Consider the following 15,841-nt stretch of genomic DNA (forward strand, 5'->3'; position numbering starts at 1 on the left):
AATGACAACGCTTTCTGAAAAAGGCTTAGTGCCGTTTGAACTGGTCATAGAGGTTCACGGTGGCCTCAAAGAGCATCCCGGCGGTCATTAGCCACATGGCGAGCATGTTGCGGTTCGTGACCATGCACCAGAGTAAGACTAGATATAAGATGAATAAAATGACAGCAGTTGATTTATGTCCCATGTTAATTCCTCCCCAAGTTGGTTTGGTTCCTCTTCCATTTAACCACTCTGGGCATCAACTGTTAATCGCTAGCGATTCGGTTAAGATGTGCAAAAATTCAGATGGATTACAGGCGTCCCCCGTTAGTTTCTTGTACAATATAGGCAAATAGTCAGCTAGAAGGCGGTTACATCATCGGTAATCGCAGGTACGAAAGGAGGCGGGGTCATGCCCGAACAGCCACCCCTGACCGCGTTAAATCGTGGATTAACTAAATTTGAAGTGCAAGCACGGATCGACCAAGGCTTACAGAATGACCCGTTGCCACCCCTGACGCGGAGTGTCAAACAGATTTTCCGGGATAACTTAATGACGCTGTTCAACCTGATCAACTTGGTCCTAGCGGGGCTGGTCTTGATGACCGGCAGCTACAAGAACCTCCTGTTCATCGGGGTGGTCGTGGTCAACACGGGAATCGGAATCTTCCAGGAAATCCGCTCGAAACGCCAAGTGGATAAACTCGCCCTGCTTTCGGAAGGACGGTTAGCGGTTCTCCGGGACGGCCAGGCCGTCTCGCTGACCCAGGATGACTTGGTCCAAGATGACCTGATCATGGTTGGGCGAGGCGACCAACTCCCCGTGGACGGTCTGGTGCGGGAGACCGGCGGCATCGAAGTCGACGAGTCCCAGATTACCGGGGAGTCAACGCCAATTATGAAGCGAACCGGCGACCGCTTGATTTCGGGAAGCGTGATTCTGGGAGGAAAAGCCACGGTCCAGGCCACCACGGTTGGCGAACAAAGCTTCGTCAAGCAATTGGCCCATTCGGTCAAGCAACAGCACCGGACCGCCAGCCAATTACTAAATATCATTAATCGGATCATTAAAGCGTTGACCCTGACGTTAATTCCGTTGGGGATCATCCTGTTCGTGGCCTCATTAATTAAAGGCCAAAGTACAAACCGGGCCATCCTGGGAACCGTTGCGGCGGTCGGGGGGATGATTCCCCAGGGACTGGTCCTGTTGACGTCGGTCGCACTGGCAGCGGGAGCCTTTACGCTGGGACGACACAACATCTTGGTCCGAGAATTGCCCGCCATCGAGGCTTTGGCGCGGGCCGACGTGTTATGCCTGGATAAGACCGGGACCATCACCAGCGGTAAGCTTAAGCTGGAGCAGGTCGAGGGTTTGACCAGCCTCACTAAGGCCCAGTTACAGACGTTATTGGCCCAATTAGTCGCCGCCACCGGTGACGATAACGAGACTGCCCAGGCCGTCCAAGCGGCGCTGGGGACCCCCGACCTCGCGGCGGACGAGGTCTTGCCGTTCTCGTCGGGGCGGAAATGGAGTGGCGCGCGGTTGCCAGACGGGCAAGCCTACGTGATGGGCGCACCGGAGTTCATCTTTGATCCGGTCGATGCCACCTTACAAGCCCACATTCAAGACCTAGCCCAACAGGGATACCGGGTCCTGGTGGTCGCCCAGGTGGACCAGCTGACCACACCGCGGCCGACCAAGCCCCGTGCTTTAGGATTATTGCTGATCACCGACGAATTGCGGCCGCACGCCAAGGCGACCTTTAACTTCTTCACCACGCAGGACGTGGCCTTAAAGGTCATTTCGGGGGACAACCCGGTGACCGTGGCCAGCATCGCCCAACGCGCGGAGATTCCGGGGGCCCAGCAGTTGGTCGACATGAGTCAGGTCGGGGCGACGCCGGACTACGCGCACTTGGTGCAGACCTATAACGTCTTTGGCCGGGTCACCCCGCAACAGAAGGAAGGGTTGATCCGCGCCTACCAGCAAGCCGGCCACACGGTCGCCATGACCGGTGACGGGGTCAACGACCTGTTGGCCCTGCGTCAGGCAGATTGCAGTATCGCCATGGCTTCCGGGAGTGAGGCCACCAAGAGTCTGGCGGACTTCGTGTTGATCCATTCGAACTTCGACGCCATGGTCAAGGTGTTGAACGAAGGCCGCCGGGTCATTAACAACATCGAGCGGGTGGCTTCGCTGTTTTTGATCAAAACCATGTATTCGGTGGTCTTAACGCTGATTTTTATCTTCATGACCCGCAGTTACCCGTTCGAACCCATCCAGCTCACGCCAATCTCGTCACTGATGGTCGGTATCCCGACGTTCTTCTTGGCCCTACAACCGAACTATGCCCGGATTACCGGGCGGTTCATGAAGCAGGTCATGGAAGTGGCGGCGCCGGCGGCCACCTGTGTGGTGGGCTACATCCTGGTGATTATGGGGCTGGGGTCCCAGTTCCACCTGAGCTTCGCCACGACCTCGACCTTGAGCGTCCTGATGACGGGATTGGTCAGCTTGAACGCTCTGCTGTTGGTGGCCCGGCCGCTCAACCGCTTCAAGGTTCTCTTGGTCGCAGTCATGGCGGGACTGTTCGCGTTGATTTTTCTCTTTTTCGGGGGAATCTTCTCGCTGGTCAACCTCTTCAACTGGCGGTTAGCCCTGATTTACCTGCCGTTGATGGTGAGTGTGCCACCCGTTTTTTACGCGGTTCAAGCCATTCTAGGCAAGCGCATTCTGAGTCGGATTCATTGGCGGTAAGATTTAGTTTCTAAAAATGACTTAGCTAGTCAGCTTGACTAGGTGATGTGTTATAATGCAGGTAACAAACAGAAGGGCAGGGAACAATATGGCTGATTTTAATCAATACACGCGCTGGGAACACCAGATGCACGATATTAAACTCCCGAGATGGGATGATCTTCCGAAGTTTGATTTGTACATGGACCAAGTCACGGCATTGATCAATGCGGTGTTAGGCCCCTTGGGGGTAGACACGATGACACCGGCGATGATCAACAACTACGTGAAGCATAAAGTGATTCTGGCGCCGGTCAAGAAGAAGTACCAGACCATGCAACTGGCCGATATCTTGATGATCAGTCTCCTAAAGCCTATGTTCCAGACGGAAACGGTGCGGTCGGGAATCGACCAGATTACGGCGGGGGACTACCCGAAGCAGGCCTATGACAACTTTATTGGCCGCTTGGAGGACCGGTTGCATCATTTAGGTGAATCGCAGACCCAGCCGGCCGCGGAGAACTTAAACGAAAAGCTGATGCAGGTCGCGGTGGATGCCGTGGTGGCCCGGTTACAGTCCGAAAAACTATTAACGTTGATCAAACGACCGTTACAAAAGGTTGAAAAAACGAAATAAGAAAAAGCCAGTCAGTCGGCGTTCAATTCGAACGGGGACGGACTGGCTTTTCCTTTAGGTGAGGCAGGCGCGGGTGATGAGGTTCGTCAGGCAGACGAGAATGAGGAGCCAGCCGCTCCTTTTTAACAGGGGCAGCAGGGACGTCCACCAGTTGATGACGTAGAAGTTAGAATGGCCAAATTTAAGGTGGTCAGTCAGCCGTCCGGAGATGGTGGCCAGCAGATAGACTAACCAGATAGAAGACCCCATTTGTAGGAGAAAGACCAGGATGGCTGGAAGTTGGGCCAGCGTTAAATTGGCGGTGATTCGGACCAGTCCTTCACTGGTTCCCAGGACGACCCAGCCGGCCATCATACGACTGGGCCACTTGAAGGGAATCAGGGAAAGGCCGCCGAAGATCAATAGCAGGTTGAGGTCAATCGAAAGTGGGGACCTTAACTGGGCTAAGGCTGGTGCTTCCAAGCTCAAGTGGGGTTCTTGGATGAGGTGACCTTGTTGCAGGACGTAGAGGAGACCAAAGAAACCGATATAAACGTAGAGCAAGCGTCGAATCGTTTTGGGCGAAAGTTGGAGCGATCCAGCAAGTTTGGTTAAAATAGGCAATCACCAGTCCTTTACGAAGATTTTCGGGGAAAGAAGGTCCATTAGCATTAAAACACAATTATAATGTTAATGCAATTTTAATGCTGCGGCTATCTCGTTGTCTGGTGAGTAGCTGCTGATGGGGCCAAACTAGTGGGGTTAGGGCCTGATAAAAAAGCCATCCAGTGAGCATTCGCAGAAGACTCACTGAGTGGCTTTTTCGACACTTATTGAATCGGACGAGTGGGCCCGATTATGGAGACGTTTCAGAAACTATTGCATCTGAGTCTCTAAGCTTAACTCACTCATGAACGTTAGGAGGAGGTTAGCGTAGCTGGGGTGGTCCGTGTTGCTCTTGATTTCAACCTGCATGTCGTGCAGGTTATCGGTAATGATTCCGTTGACGCCGAGGAACATCATCTGGTCCAACAGGGTCACGTCATCGATATCCCAAGCGTAGACCCGTTGATGGTGCTTAGCCGCCTGGTCGATGAAGGCATCATTTAAGGTCGTCGCCTCCATGGTATAAGCGTTGGCGTCCGTGTACGGGAAGGTCAGGTTATAGGGGAGAATATAGCTCACGAACTGGTGGGGGTCCTGTTGACGCAGGGCGGTCATGATCCGGTAGCTCAGGGTGTGGACCTGATCGTGGTGGGCCAGTAAGGTGGGGCCGAACTGCTTGATGAACCGTTCCGGCAGGTCCCGGGTGGTCGCTTTATTGGTTTTGATCTCGACCAGCAACTTTTGGTGGTGGGCGTGAGCAGCTTTAAGGTAGGCCGCAAAACTCGGAACTTTAGCCTGGTGGCCGTTTTCGGTGACGGTGACCCGCGTTAACTCCCTGAGGGTCATGTCGCCAACTTGTCGTTTCAAGCCCGCCAACGCTTTTAGATTCGTATCGTGGAGCACCACGAATTGGTGGTCCTTAGTCTCCTGGACGTCCATCTCCACGTAGTCGGGCTTCTCCCGGCTGGTTTTGATCAGGGCCGGGATCGTATTTTGAACCCCGTTACCGTTATCGACGCCCCGGTGTGCGATGGTGAGGGGCTTGCTGACGGCTAAGCCGTTGAGGTAGGCCAGGTTGAAGGCCACTAACCCCGCACTCAGTACCGTTAGCCCCAAGGTGATGAGAGCCCGGGTCCGCCATTTAGTGTGGGCTGGTTCCCGGAATTGTAGCTGCATCATCGGCGTGGGTTCGTGGTCGGCATGACTGCTGAGGACGATGGTCATGAAGACGATGGTGGCGTAGCAGACCAGGAACTCGGTGAGGACTTCCATTAAGAAGAGGTTGACCGTCGCCATGACCAGCGCGGCGGGGGTGGTGTCGAAGAAGACTTGTCCCAGGTAGAGTGCTGCGTAGAGCACCCCGGTCATCGGCGAGACCATCACCAGGGCCAGGAGCATCCGGCTGAGGTACTTCCAGAATTGTCCCTGGGTAGCCCGCCAACTCTCGTGGATAGCGGCGTGGCTGTGGTACCCGTCCAGCATCATTAAGGGGAGGACGGCAATCAGGCGAATCCCCAGGTAGATGGCCAGTGCGTAGAACAGGACTAAGACGGTCGCCCAAAGCGGGTTAGCCATCAGATAACTCACGATAAAGGCGGGAATCTTGGCTTTATTGAGCAGCGGCGTGGAAAAGAGAATGCTGCCGAAGGGCAGGATAATCAAGAAGTAGCCCATAAAGAACAGGAAGGTACTGGGTGACGCGCCCGTAAGACTTGTAACCGTTCGGCGCAAGACCGCCAGGGTTCCTTGGGGCCGCCCCAGGCGAATGTTGCGAATCCCTAAGAGTAGGAAGGCGAATTGCCAGTACACCAGGACCATGATGGCCATCAGGATCAACAATAGGCCGATCACGGCCAGGGGATGCTTCAAGATGATGTTGCCCAGGTTGGTATAGGAGACGTAGGGAATCCGTTGCCAGGCCAGCAAATTGGCGGTCAACCAACCGAAGACGGGAATCGCACAGTAACTAATGACAATGTTGGTGAGAAAGACCAGGGTCACGTAACTTCCCCAGTGTTGTCGAAAATGGCGACTGGTCTGTCGCCAGAATGCCCAAGCTTGCATAAGACCAACTCCTCTGTATGGTTTCTAATTTAGCACACTCTGGATTCCGAACCACAAAGTTTTAGTTGAAACCCTTAATTGGTTGACCGAACGAATTGAAAATAGGCATGATAGTGATTTAGTTCACACGAAAATAAAAAGCTTGTGAATCACTGACGTTTGTGTATGCACTTACAAACTAATCGGAGAAGAACCTTGATACAACAGCGTTTACTTGTACAGAAAATTAATTGTGATTTTTTAACATAAAGTTCTGGACTTTTGAAAAATCCATGATAAGATAGAACTCGTGAATAAGTTAACAATATCTTTTCTACGCAAACGCATATGGAGGCAGAGAGATGTTAAAAGACGTAAAAACGAATCCAAAAACGACTACTAAAGAAGAAACGGTTGACCAAATGATCGACCGCCTAGTCAATAAAGCCCACGACGCGCTGTGCGCCATGGATGACTTCGACCAAGCCACGGTCGACCACATCGTCCACCAGATGGCCATCGCCGGCTTGGACCACCACATGGAACTGGCTAAGGCCGCTTACGACGAAACGGGCCGGGGGGTCATGGAAGACAAGGCCGTGAAGAACATGTTCGCGACGGAAGAAATCTGGCACACCATTAAGCACGATAAGACCGTCGGCATCATCAAGGATGACCGGGAACGGGAACTGATCACGGTTGCGGAACCTCTGGGTATCTTAGCCGGGGTTACGCCCGTCACTAACCCTACGTCCACCACGTTATTCAAGTCACTGATCGCGGTTAAGACGCGGAACCCAATCATCTTCGCTTTCCACCCACAAGCACAGAAGTCATCCGTAATGGCCGCTAAGGTCGTTCGGGACGCTGCCATCGCTGCGGGGGCACCAGAAGGGGTCATTCAATGGATCGACAAGCCAAGTATCGACGCCACCACGGCGTTGATGAACCACCCACGGGTTGCCAGTGTGCTGGCTACTGGGGGTCCTGGCATGGTCAAGGCCGCTTACTCTACCGGGAAGCCTGCGTTAGGGGTCGGTCCTGGTAACGGACCAGCTTACATTGAAAAGACGGCTAACATCAAGCGGGCCGTCTACGACATCGTCTTATCCAAGACGTTCGATAACGGGATGGTCTGCGCGTCTGAAAACAGCGCCATCATCGACAAGGACATCTACGACGACGTGAAGAAGGAAATGCAGGACCGGGGCGTCTACTTCGTGAAGAAGGCGGACCACAAGGCCTTAGCCGACGCGATGTTCCGTCCTGAAGGCGGGGTCAAAGGGCCAATTGCTGGGATGTCTGCGCAAAAGATCGCGGACTTAGCCGGAATCAAGGTCCCCGCAACCACCAAGGTCTTGGCCGCTGAACTGACGGGCGTGGGGCCAAAGTACCCGATGTCTCAAGAAAAGCTGTCACCGGTTATCTCCGTCTACAAGTCTAAGGACCACGCCGAGGCCTTCAAGTTGGCGGACGAACTCTTACACTTTGGTGGGTTGGGCCACACGGCCGCCATCCACACCATGGACGACGACTTAGCAACGGAATACGGCATTAAGATGAAGGCCAGCCGGGTCTTGGTCAACACGCCATCCGCACTAGGGGGCATTGGGAACCTGTACAACGAAATGATTCCTTCATTGACCTTAGGGACCGGCTCATGGGGCAAGAACTCCGTGTCCCACAACGTCTCGTCCTTCGACTTACTGAACATCAAAACGATTGCAAAGCGGCGAAATAACATGCAGTGGATTAAATTACCTCGAGTTTACTTCGAAAAGACGTCCGTTCGTTACCTCGATGACATGCCAGGCATCAAGCGGGTCTTCCTGGTCACCGACCCAGCCATGGTTCAATTGGGTTACGTGGACACGGTCTTAAACGAATTGAAGCGGCAACCTAACGGGATGGAGTACTCCCTGTTCTCCGATGTTGAACCAGATCCGACCACGGATACGGTCAACCGCGGGGTTGCGCTGATGCGTCAATTCAAGCCGGACACCATCATTGCGTTAGGTGGGGGTTCTGCGATGGATGCAGCCAAGAACATGTGGCTGTTCTACGAAGACCCTAAGGCTAGCTTCTTCGGCGCTAAGCAGAAGTTCTTGGACATTCGGAAGCGGGCTTACAAGTTCAATAAGCCGCACAAGGCCCAGTTCGTTGCCATCCCAACCACGTCCGGGACGGGTTCGGAAGTAACGCCGTTCTCCGTGATTACGGACTCGAAGACCCACGTGAAGTACCCGTTGGCCGACTACGCATTGACGCCAGACGTGGCCATTGTGGATTCCCAGTTCATCGAAACGGTGCCTAAGAAGACCGTGGCTTACTCTGGGTTGGACGTGTTGACCCACGCCATTGAATCCTACGTTTCCGTAATGGCTTCCGATTACACCCGGCCATGGTCCTTACAGGCCATCAAGCTGGTCATGGACAATCTGACGAACTCCTACAACGGCGACATCACGGCCCGGCAAGAGATGCACAACGCCTCGACCTTAGCCGGGATGGCCTTCGCCAACGCCTTCTTAGGGGTCGACCACTCGATCGCCCACAAGTTAGGTGGGGAATTCGGCTTACCACATGGTTTGGCCATCGCGATTACGTTACCGCACGTGATTCGGTACAACTTCAAGGAACCGACCAAGATGTCCATGTGGCCGAAGTACGAGTACTTCCGGGCCGATGAAGACTACGCTCAGATTGCGCGTTACCTGGGCTTGCCAGGGAACACCAAGGAAGAGCTTAAGGAAGCCTTGGTCAAGAAGGTCATCGACTTGGCACACTCCGTTGGGGTCACGTTGAGCTTGAAGGCTAACGGGGTGGACAAGGCCCACTTCGACAAGACGGTGGATCACTTGGCTGAATTAGCGTTCGAGGACCAATGCACGACCGCGAACCCTAAGGAACCCCTAGTTTCTGAATTAAAGCAAATCATGATTGATGAATACGACGGTAAGGGTGTTGAAAAGTAACCCTGACGTCACAAACGGGTCGTTGCCTCCGGGCAGCGGCCCGTTTTGCGTCCACTTGTGGTGTGAGTCAGCGCCTTACCGGCTGGCCAGACAGGGCTGGAACGTCGTGGGCGCCATTTCGAGCCATAGAGCGGTCTCGAAATGGGGCCTTTGACTAAGGCAGCCCAGAACGCTCCCTAAGTCAAATTTCACGGCTGAGCCCTGTCTGGCCGGCCTCACGGCTAACGTTGGGCTTAGGTCCTCTGGGTTACGTCACTTGGGGGGCTATCCCAGTGAGATTTCGATGGTTAAGGCCTGACTTGATTGCTACGGGGACCGGACATATTGGGCGCCGAATTTTAGGATGGTTGTCTGGTCGCCCGGTAAGGCGGATGACATCACCATGAGTTGCCAACGGACGAATGTGGTGGAAATTTATTCGGAAGTAAAACCATTTACGGATAACGCTGGTGGCAATTTAAGGACAAAATTCGGGGGATTTTCATGGATTTTTCATTTTAGATGACAAATTTTACAGAAAATTTGTCTGCTTTATCAAGCAATCGACCGAAGATTTAGCGGAAAAAGGACGAATTTGGGTCAATTAAAGCGTTTTATATAACAGAGGCATTACAAAAATGACAAACTGACATAATCAGAAGACTTTCTTAACCTCCGTGACATGTAACCACAATTTCCGTGTAATATTTGTCAGCTATTCTAGGAGCCGTTAAGCAATCAAAGGAGGATGTTATTTTTTTATGGGATTCAAAAAAGCTTTAGTGATGACTTTAGGCGCAGTTGCTGTCGCCGGAGCCGGCCTGTTTACTTCCAATGAACAAGCCAGTGCCGCTACCCGGGTTACGGTCAAGCAGGGGGATTCTGTTTGGGCCTTAGCCAACCAGTACGATTCATCCGTGAAGGCCATTGAAAAGGCCAACCACTTGACCAACAGCTCACTGATCTTTGTGGGGGAGAACCTGGCCATTCCAGCCAAGCACGCCACCGCAACCACGCACGCTGCTGGTGTGACGCAACATACCTACCGTCACACGTCTAACCAGGCGCCAAGTGCTACCACGACGACGCAGACCACTCAGACGCAGACCACGACCCAACCGGCTGCTTCGGGGGTTTCCGGCTCCGAAGCCAGCGCGAAGAACTGGATCGCGTACCGCGAATCACGGGGGTCTTACACCGCCACCAATGGACAATACATTGGAAAGTACCAGTTGAGTTCCGCCTACTTGAAGGGCGATTACTCGGCCGCTAACCAGGAAAAGGTCGCCAACCAATACGTGGCCGGCCGGTATGGTTCCTGGACCGCTGCGCAAGCCTTCTGGCAAGCCAACGGGTGGTACTAAGCCTTACTTATAAATTTTGACGTTTAAAGTCATGAAGAGTCGTTCGGATGCAGGTCCGAGCGGCTTTTTTGGGTTCTGCTGACAGGGGGACTAGAAAACTGGTATCCTAACGGTAGAAAGGGGGGAACCGCCATGGTGACCTTTGTCTTCGCCATGACCCTCATGGTCCTATTCGGTGTTAGCCGCGGGGTCATCGCGGTCTTGGTTCGCCGCCACGTGGGTCCTTATGCGCAGGTGGCCCGCTGGGTCGACCTCGCGCTGATTGGGCTGACGTCGTTTGTCTTTCCCATCACACTTAGCTGGACGACGATCGTGTGTTTCTGGCAACTCTGTTACTTAGTCCTGTTCGGCGGGACCTGGCTGCTGATTACGCGACGGTGAGGGATGCTCATCGATAGTAGAATAAGAATTGGCGGGAACGGAAACTGACACGGGCCCGTCATTTTTGTCGTCTAGGAGGGGGATTTAGGGGGTTAAATGTCAAAAAGGTTATTAGGATGACAACTTGTCACATTTCCCCGTTTTTCTTAATCAGGGTGTTACCTCCTCACAATTGGCGTGTAACGTTGAGCGGTTATGCTAGGTCTCGTTAAGTAATCACGACAACGCCAAGGAGGACAATTTAAGAATGACATTCAAAAAAGTTTTAGTTTCAACGTTAGGAACCGCCGCCGTTATCGGGGCCAGCTTCTTCGCGACCACTTCCGCCAACGCTGACGTCCGGGTCACGGTGAAGTCGGGAGATACCGTATCCAAGATCGCTACGCAATACAAATCCACCGTTTCCGCCATTAAATCGGCGAACGGCTTAAAGAATGCTAACCTGATCTACGTGGGGGAATCTCTGGTGATTCCAAGTTCGGCGTCGACTAGCCAGACCACGACGACTCAGGCAACGCAGACTACGCCAACTACCACGCAGCAGACGCAAACGACTGGTACTACGCAAGGGACTAGTGCTTACCAAGGGACGGCGAGCCACTATGCGTCGAACCAGCAAGCGAATACGACCACGACGCGTTACCAAGCGCCTACCACGACGACTACCCAGACTCAAACCACTGGGTCAACCAGCACGGGGACCAGTAGTACGTCCAGTTCGAGTTCCAGTGCTAAGGCTTGGATTGCCAACAAGGAATCCGGTGGCTCTTACAGTGCACGGAATGGCCAGTATATCGGGAAGTACCAGTTGAGCGCTTCCTACCTGAACGGGGACTACTCGGCCGCTAACCAGGAAAAGGTGGCCAACCAATACGTCAGCTCGCGGTACGGTTCTTGGTCTAAGGCCAAGGCATTCTGGCAAGCTAACGGTTGGTACTAAACCGTTAGAAACGTTAATTAGAAAACCAATTGCGATAAATCCTCAAACCACCGTTGTACGCAGCGGTGGTTTTTGAGTGGGCAGAAACCCGATGAGGACGGGGATTGAGCGACTTTAGCGGGAAAAGATGAGGTTGGTTGTTACCATTTCGTAACATTTTGTAAACCCTCCTGTAACTTGCAGAGGTTATGCTAGTCATAATTAAGCCACTAGGAGGGTTGACCCATTAAAGTTAAACTTTTTGTTCTCGCCATTTTAACAGTTGTGGCCTTGACCCTACCTGGTCTGGCAACGGCCACCGATAGTGTGACGGCGCAGGCTGCCACCAAGACCAAGGTCGTTTACGTCTCCAAGTTATCGAAGAAGCAAGCGGCCGCTAAAGCCTGGATCGCTAAGCGCGAATCCGGCGGCAATTACCGCGCACGCAACGGGATCTACTACGGTAAGTACCAGTTGACGATTTCGATGTTGCACGGTGACTACAGTAAGGCCAATCAAGAAAAGACGGCCGATCGTTATACCTACCACCGTTACGGGACTTGGACCAAGGCTAAGCGCCATTGGTTGTCTCACGGGTGGTATTAATTCTAGGCACTCCCCCTGGACGTTTTTAAGCGTCCTTTTTATGAATAAGTAAGCCGCTAGTTGGGACCGATTCCGGTTTCGGCGAGCGGCTTTTTTGTCGCCAGTGGGGCAGGAACGAGACAGTTGAATTGACAATATATACCTACGGGGGTATATTAAAAGGCGTTGTTAATCGACCTACCGGTTAACACACACCAATCATCGTGAACCCGCTGGGTGGTTAAAATGCCCACTAGAAAAGGATGTTATAGAAATATCTTAGCCGATATACATCTAGGGGTATTTTAAAGGCCCAGCAATGTCCCGCTTTGAGGAGGATTTGGATGATTAAAGAAATTCACGACGCTAACTTTGAGGCGGAAACCAATACGGGCGTCACGGTGGTTGATTTTCGGGCCGACTGGTGTCCTCCATGCAAGATGATGGACCCAATCTTAAAGAGCCTCTCGGCTGATGAAGCGTACGGCCAACGGGTCAAGTTCACGGCCATCAACGTGGACCACGACCAAGCCACGGCCCAGAAGTTCGACGTGCAGGGGATTCCGACCTTCTTGATCAAGAAGGATGGTCAGGTGGTTGACCGTTTAGTCGGCGCCCGACCTAAGCCGGATTTTGCGGCGGTATTAGATAAAGCCTTAGCTGATTAGACCAGCGGTGACCTCCGGGAGGGGTCAGCCTTGCCGCCGGGAGCGGCGCAAAAGTGCGGGATTGCCCGCACTTTTTTTGTGGCCAATCCGACGTTCGGGGCCGTTAAGTCAAGGATTCCGGGGAATTCCTGAAAATTCGCTAAGAAAAGCCAATCTTTTCTTGAAAGCGGATACATTTTTCTTTACACTGGTAGATAACCGAAACTGATCAGATTGGGAGGGAGCAACATGAGCAAGATATTAGCAGTTAACGCCGGAAGCTCAACGTTAAAGTGGAAGTTGTTTTCAATGCCGGAGGAGACCGTCATCGCATCGGGGATGGTCGATCGCCTGAATTTACCGGGGTCCGTCTTTAAGGTGAAGTTGGCCAACGGGCAGAAGTATGAGGAGACCCAAGACAACATCACCAATAAGCTGGCCGCCGCAATGGTCCTGACCCGTTTGAAGTCCTACGGGATCTTAAAACACCTGAGTGAAATCACGGGTGTGGGTCACCGAATCGTCGCTGGGGGGGAAGTCTTCAAGGACTCCGCCGTCATCACGCCAATCGTGTTGAAGCAGATCAAGGAACTGAAGGACTACGCGCCGTTGCATAATCCGGTGCAGGCTTACTATATTGAAGTCTTCGAACAACTCTTACCGGAAGCCCATGAAGTTGCGGTCTTTGATACCTCGTTATACGCCCAGATGCCTGAGGTTAACTATCTGTACGGAATCCCTTACGAGTATTACGAAAAGTTCGGGGCCCGGAAGTACGGGGCCCACGGGACCAGCCACCGGTACGTCGCCCACCGGACGGCGGAACTGCTAGGCAAGCCGTTAGAGGACCTGAAGCTGATCACCTTGCACTTGGGGTCCGGCTCGTCCGTGACGGCCTTTAAGGACGGCCACGCGCTGGATACCTCGATGGGCTTCACGCCGTTGGCTGGGGTCATGATGGGGACCCGTTCCGGGGACATCGACCCGTCGCTAGTGGCGTACCTGGCGGAAAAGTTGGATGTGACTATGCCTAAGATGATCGATATTTTGAATCACAAGTCTGGCCTCTTGGGCGTGTCCGAACTCTCACCGGATCAACGAGACTTGGAAAAGACCCAAGATGAGTGGCCGAAGTCTAAGTTGGCCCTCGATATGTTCGTGAACCGGGTGGTCCGCTATGTCGGCAGTTACACAGCCGAACTAGGTGGGCTGGACGCACTGGTCTTCACCGCGGGTTCCGGGGAGAACGGGATCGCGATGCGTCAAGCGATTGCGGATAAGTTAGGCTACTTGGGCGTGACGATCGACCCAGAAAAGAACGACTTCCGGGGCGAAGAACGCGTGGTCAGTCCGGACGGTGCGCCGGTTAAGGTCATGGTGGTCCCGACCAACGAAGAGTTGATGATCGTCCGCGACGTGGTTCGCTTAAGTCGTTAGGTCGGCAAGTTTACTGTACAGAATAATCAAGCGACCGCTTTTCACCTGTTACTGAGATGAAGGGTGGTCGTTTTTGTTTATGCGATTACGAGCCCAAGAAAGTTATTGACGGTATTCGATAGGATATAACCCTAGTGTCCAACCGAGCTTTTTACGGAACCTGGATGTCCGAGTAGGTGGTGTGGGTATGGTAAAATGAAAAGCAGTAAGCATGACGACTTTAATTGGGGGTGGGAACAGATGACCACAAATCGGCAACGAAAGCAGCACCAGCGCGCACATATTCTGGAGGTGGCGCGGACGCTCTTTCTCCAAACCGGCTTCAAGGCGACCCACGTCTCGGAAATCGCGGCGCAGGCCGACGTGTCGCAGGTCACCCTGTATAAGTATTTTGAGAGTAAGCTCAATCTGGGACACCAGGTAGTTTTGGACCTGGTGACTCAGGGATACGCGGACTTTCAGGCCGTGGTCGATGACCCGCACCTGAGCTATCGAGAAATCGTGAAGCGGCTGATTCAGGGAAGCCAACAGGTCACCGACCAGATGCACCCGGATTTTTACCACTTCATCGTGGCGGATATGCAGGGGCGCAATGGGACGGATGAGACCATGCATACTTATCAGGCGGGTAAACACCGGTTCTGGAACGCCGTGATTCAGCGTGGCCGGCAGGCGGGGATGATTGCACCAGGGCTAAGTGATGAGGCCTTGATGCTGTACCTGGACATGTTCGTGCACTATATCAGCTCGCCAACGGGCCAGGCCCAGATGACGACTACTGGGGATGACGCCCATTTTCAGGCTCTGACGGCGCAACTGGATCACCTCTTTTTTTACGGTTTCATTGGCGAACCCCCGACTGATCAGAAAGAAGGACTTGAGAAATGACCACTGATACCACGTTAACTGCCGTGCATGACTTTGCCCGGAGCAAGATGCGCGATGACGAGACCGGCCACGGCTTCGACCACATTCAACGGGTGGTCCGGCTTGCCGACGAACTCCTGAAGGCTTATCCCCAAGCGGACCGGCTCCTGACCCTGAGTGCGGCTTACCTGCACGACGTGATCGACGAGAAGTTGGTGACGGATACCGCGGCCGCTAGTGCGGAAGTGCGGGACTTCCTGACGGCGCAAGGGTTTAGCGCCGACCAGCAGGCGACCATCTTCTTGATCATGGATAATATGTCGTTCCATAAGACCCTCGATGGGACCGCCAAGCCCTTGCCGCTGGAGGGCCAGCTGGTCCAAGACGCTGACCGGTTAGACGCGATCGGGGCGATTGGAATCGCCCGGGCCATCTACTTCGGCGGCCACTTTGGCGAGAAGATCTATGATCCCGCAGTGGCCCCCCGTACCCAGATGAGTCACGCGGAGTACCGTAACCTGGGGAATGAGACGGTCATCAACCACTTCTACGAAAAACTCTTGACGCTCAAGGACTTAATGAACACGGACGCGGCGAAGACTTTGGCCGCTCACCGGCAAGCAGTCATGAAAGACTTCTTAGCGGAGTTCAAGGCTGAGTGGCGGGCCGAGAAATAAAGGTGACTTTGAAGGCATTGTGCAGGTTG

At 53.5% G+C, this 15,841-nt stretch carries 14 protein-coding genes; 11 read left to right on the forward strand and 3 right to left on the reverse strand.

What is annotated here, in order from left to right; all coding sequences use genetic code 11:
- Positions 1-25: 25 nt before the first annotated feature.
- A complete protein-coding gene (locus RIN67_RS01170) occupies positions 26-184 on the reverse strand; it encodes a hypothetical protein (protein ID WP_170206900.1) in 159 nt (52 codons plus the stop codon).
- Between the two features lie 207 nt (positions 185-391).
- Between RIN67_RS01170 and RIN67_RS01175 the strand changes: the two genes are divergently transcribed.
- Positions 392-2,737: a cation-translocating P-type ATPase gene (locus tag RIN67_RS01175; protein ID WP_264999495.1), complete on the forward strand. Its 2,346-nt coding sequence runs from the start codon at positions 392-394 to the stop codon at positions 2,735-2,737.
- An 88-nt stretch (positions 2,738-2,825) separates the two neighbouring features.
- Entirely contained in the window at positions 2,826-3,353 is a 528-nt protein-coding gene (locus RIN67_RS01180; RefSeq protein WP_024747071.1) for a DUF1836 domain-containing protein, read from the forward strand.
- A gap of 54 nt (positions 3,354-3,407) precedes the next feature.
- Here RIN67_RS01180 and RIN67_RS01185 read toward each other — a convergent pair whose 3' ends face one another.
- Together RIN67_RS01185 and RIN67_RS01190 are read right to left on the reverse strand one after the other, a co-directional pair.
- Positions 3,408-3,956, reverse strand: coding sequence for a hypothetical protein (locus tag RIN67_RS01185; protein WP_264999494.1), 549 nt, complete (start codon positions 3,954-3,956; stop codon positions 3,408-3,410).
- A 252-nt stretch (positions 3,957-4,208) separates the two neighbouring features.
- On the reverse strand, positions 4,209-6,002 hold the full coding sequence (locus tag RIN67_RS01190) for a glycerophosphodiester phosphodiesterase (RefSeq protein WP_313826089.1): 1,794 nt from the start codon (positions 6,000-6,002) through the stop codon (positions 4,209-4,211).
- A 341-nt stretch (positions 6,003-6,343) separates the two neighbouring features.
- Between RIN67_RS01190 and adhE the strand changes: the two genes are divergently transcribed.
- The 9 genes from adhE to RIN67_RS01235 all read left to right on the forward strand — a co-directional run bounded on the left by adhE (position 6,344) and on the right by RIN67_RS01235 (position 15,812).
- Positions 6,344-8,956, forward strand: coding sequence for a bifunctional acetaldehyde-CoA/alcohol dehydrogenase (gene adhE, locus RIN67_RS01195; protein WP_056944901.1), 2,613 nt, complete (start codon positions 6,344-6,346; stop codon positions 8,954-8,956).
- A 740-nt stretch (positions 8,957-9,696) separates the two neighbouring features.
- Positions 9,697-10,299, forward strand: coding sequence for an aggregation-promoting factor (apf, locus tag RIN67_RS01200; protein ID WP_264999492.1), 603 nt, complete (start codon positions 9,697-9,699; stop codon positions 10,297-10,299).
- Positions 10,300-10,431: 132 nt separating this feature from the next.
- Entirely contained in the window at positions 10,432-10,680 is a 249-nt protein-coding gene (locus RIN67_RS01205) for a hypothetical protein (protein ID WP_107740049.1), read from the forward strand.
- Positions 10,681-10,927: 247 nt separating this feature from the next.
- Positions 10,928-11,620, forward strand: a complete 693-nt coding sequence (gene apf / locus RIN67_RS01210; protein ID WP_264999491.1) for an aggregation-promoting factor — start codon at positions 10,928-10,930, stop codon at positions 11,618-11,620.
- A gap of 225 nt (positions 11,621-11,845) precedes the next feature.
- The gene (locus RIN67_RS01215; protein ID WP_264999537.1) at positions 11,846-12,205 is read left to right on the forward strand and encodes an aggregation-promoting factor C-terminal-like domain-containing protein; all 360 of its coding nucleotides are present in this window, start codon (positions 11,846-11,848) and stop codon (positions 12,203-12,205) included.
- Between the two features lie 323 nt (positions 12,206-12,528).
- On the forward strand, positions 12,529-12,852 hold the full coding sequence (locus RIN67_RS01220; protein WP_024747078.1) for a thioredoxin family protein: 324 nt from the start codon (positions 12,529-12,531) through the stop codon (positions 12,850-12,852).
- A 228-nt stretch (positions 12,853-13,080) separates the two neighbouring features.
- Complete coding sequence (locus RIN67_RS01225; RefSeq protein ID WP_313826088.1) at positions 13,081-14,268, forward strand: acetate/propionate family kinase; 1,188 nt, start codon at positions 13,081-13,083, stop codon at positions 14,266-14,268.
- 240 nt (positions 14,269-14,508) lie between these two features.
- On the forward strand, positions 14,509-15,156 hold the full coding sequence (locus tag RIN67_RS01230; RefSeq protein ID WP_264999489.1) for a TetR/AcrR family transcriptional regulator: 648 nt from the start codon (positions 14,509-14,511) through the stop codon (positions 15,154-15,156).
- Positions 15,153-15,812, forward strand: a complete 660-nt coding sequence (locus RIN67_RS01235) for an HD domain-containing protein (protein ID WP_264999488.1) — start codon at positions 15,153-15,155, stop codon at positions 15,810-15,812. The genes RIN67_RS01230 and RIN67_RS01235 overlap by 4 nt, the downstream gene beginning before the upstream one ends.
- The last annotated feature ends 29 nt before the right edge of the window (positions 15,813-15,841 follow it).

Origin of the sequence: Levilactobacillus namurensis, from assembly GCF_032197885.1 — a bacterium.
GTDB classification, from domain to species: domain Bacteria; phylum Bacillota; class Bacilli; order Lactobacillales; family Lactobacillaceae; genus Levilactobacillus; species Levilactobacillus namurensis_A.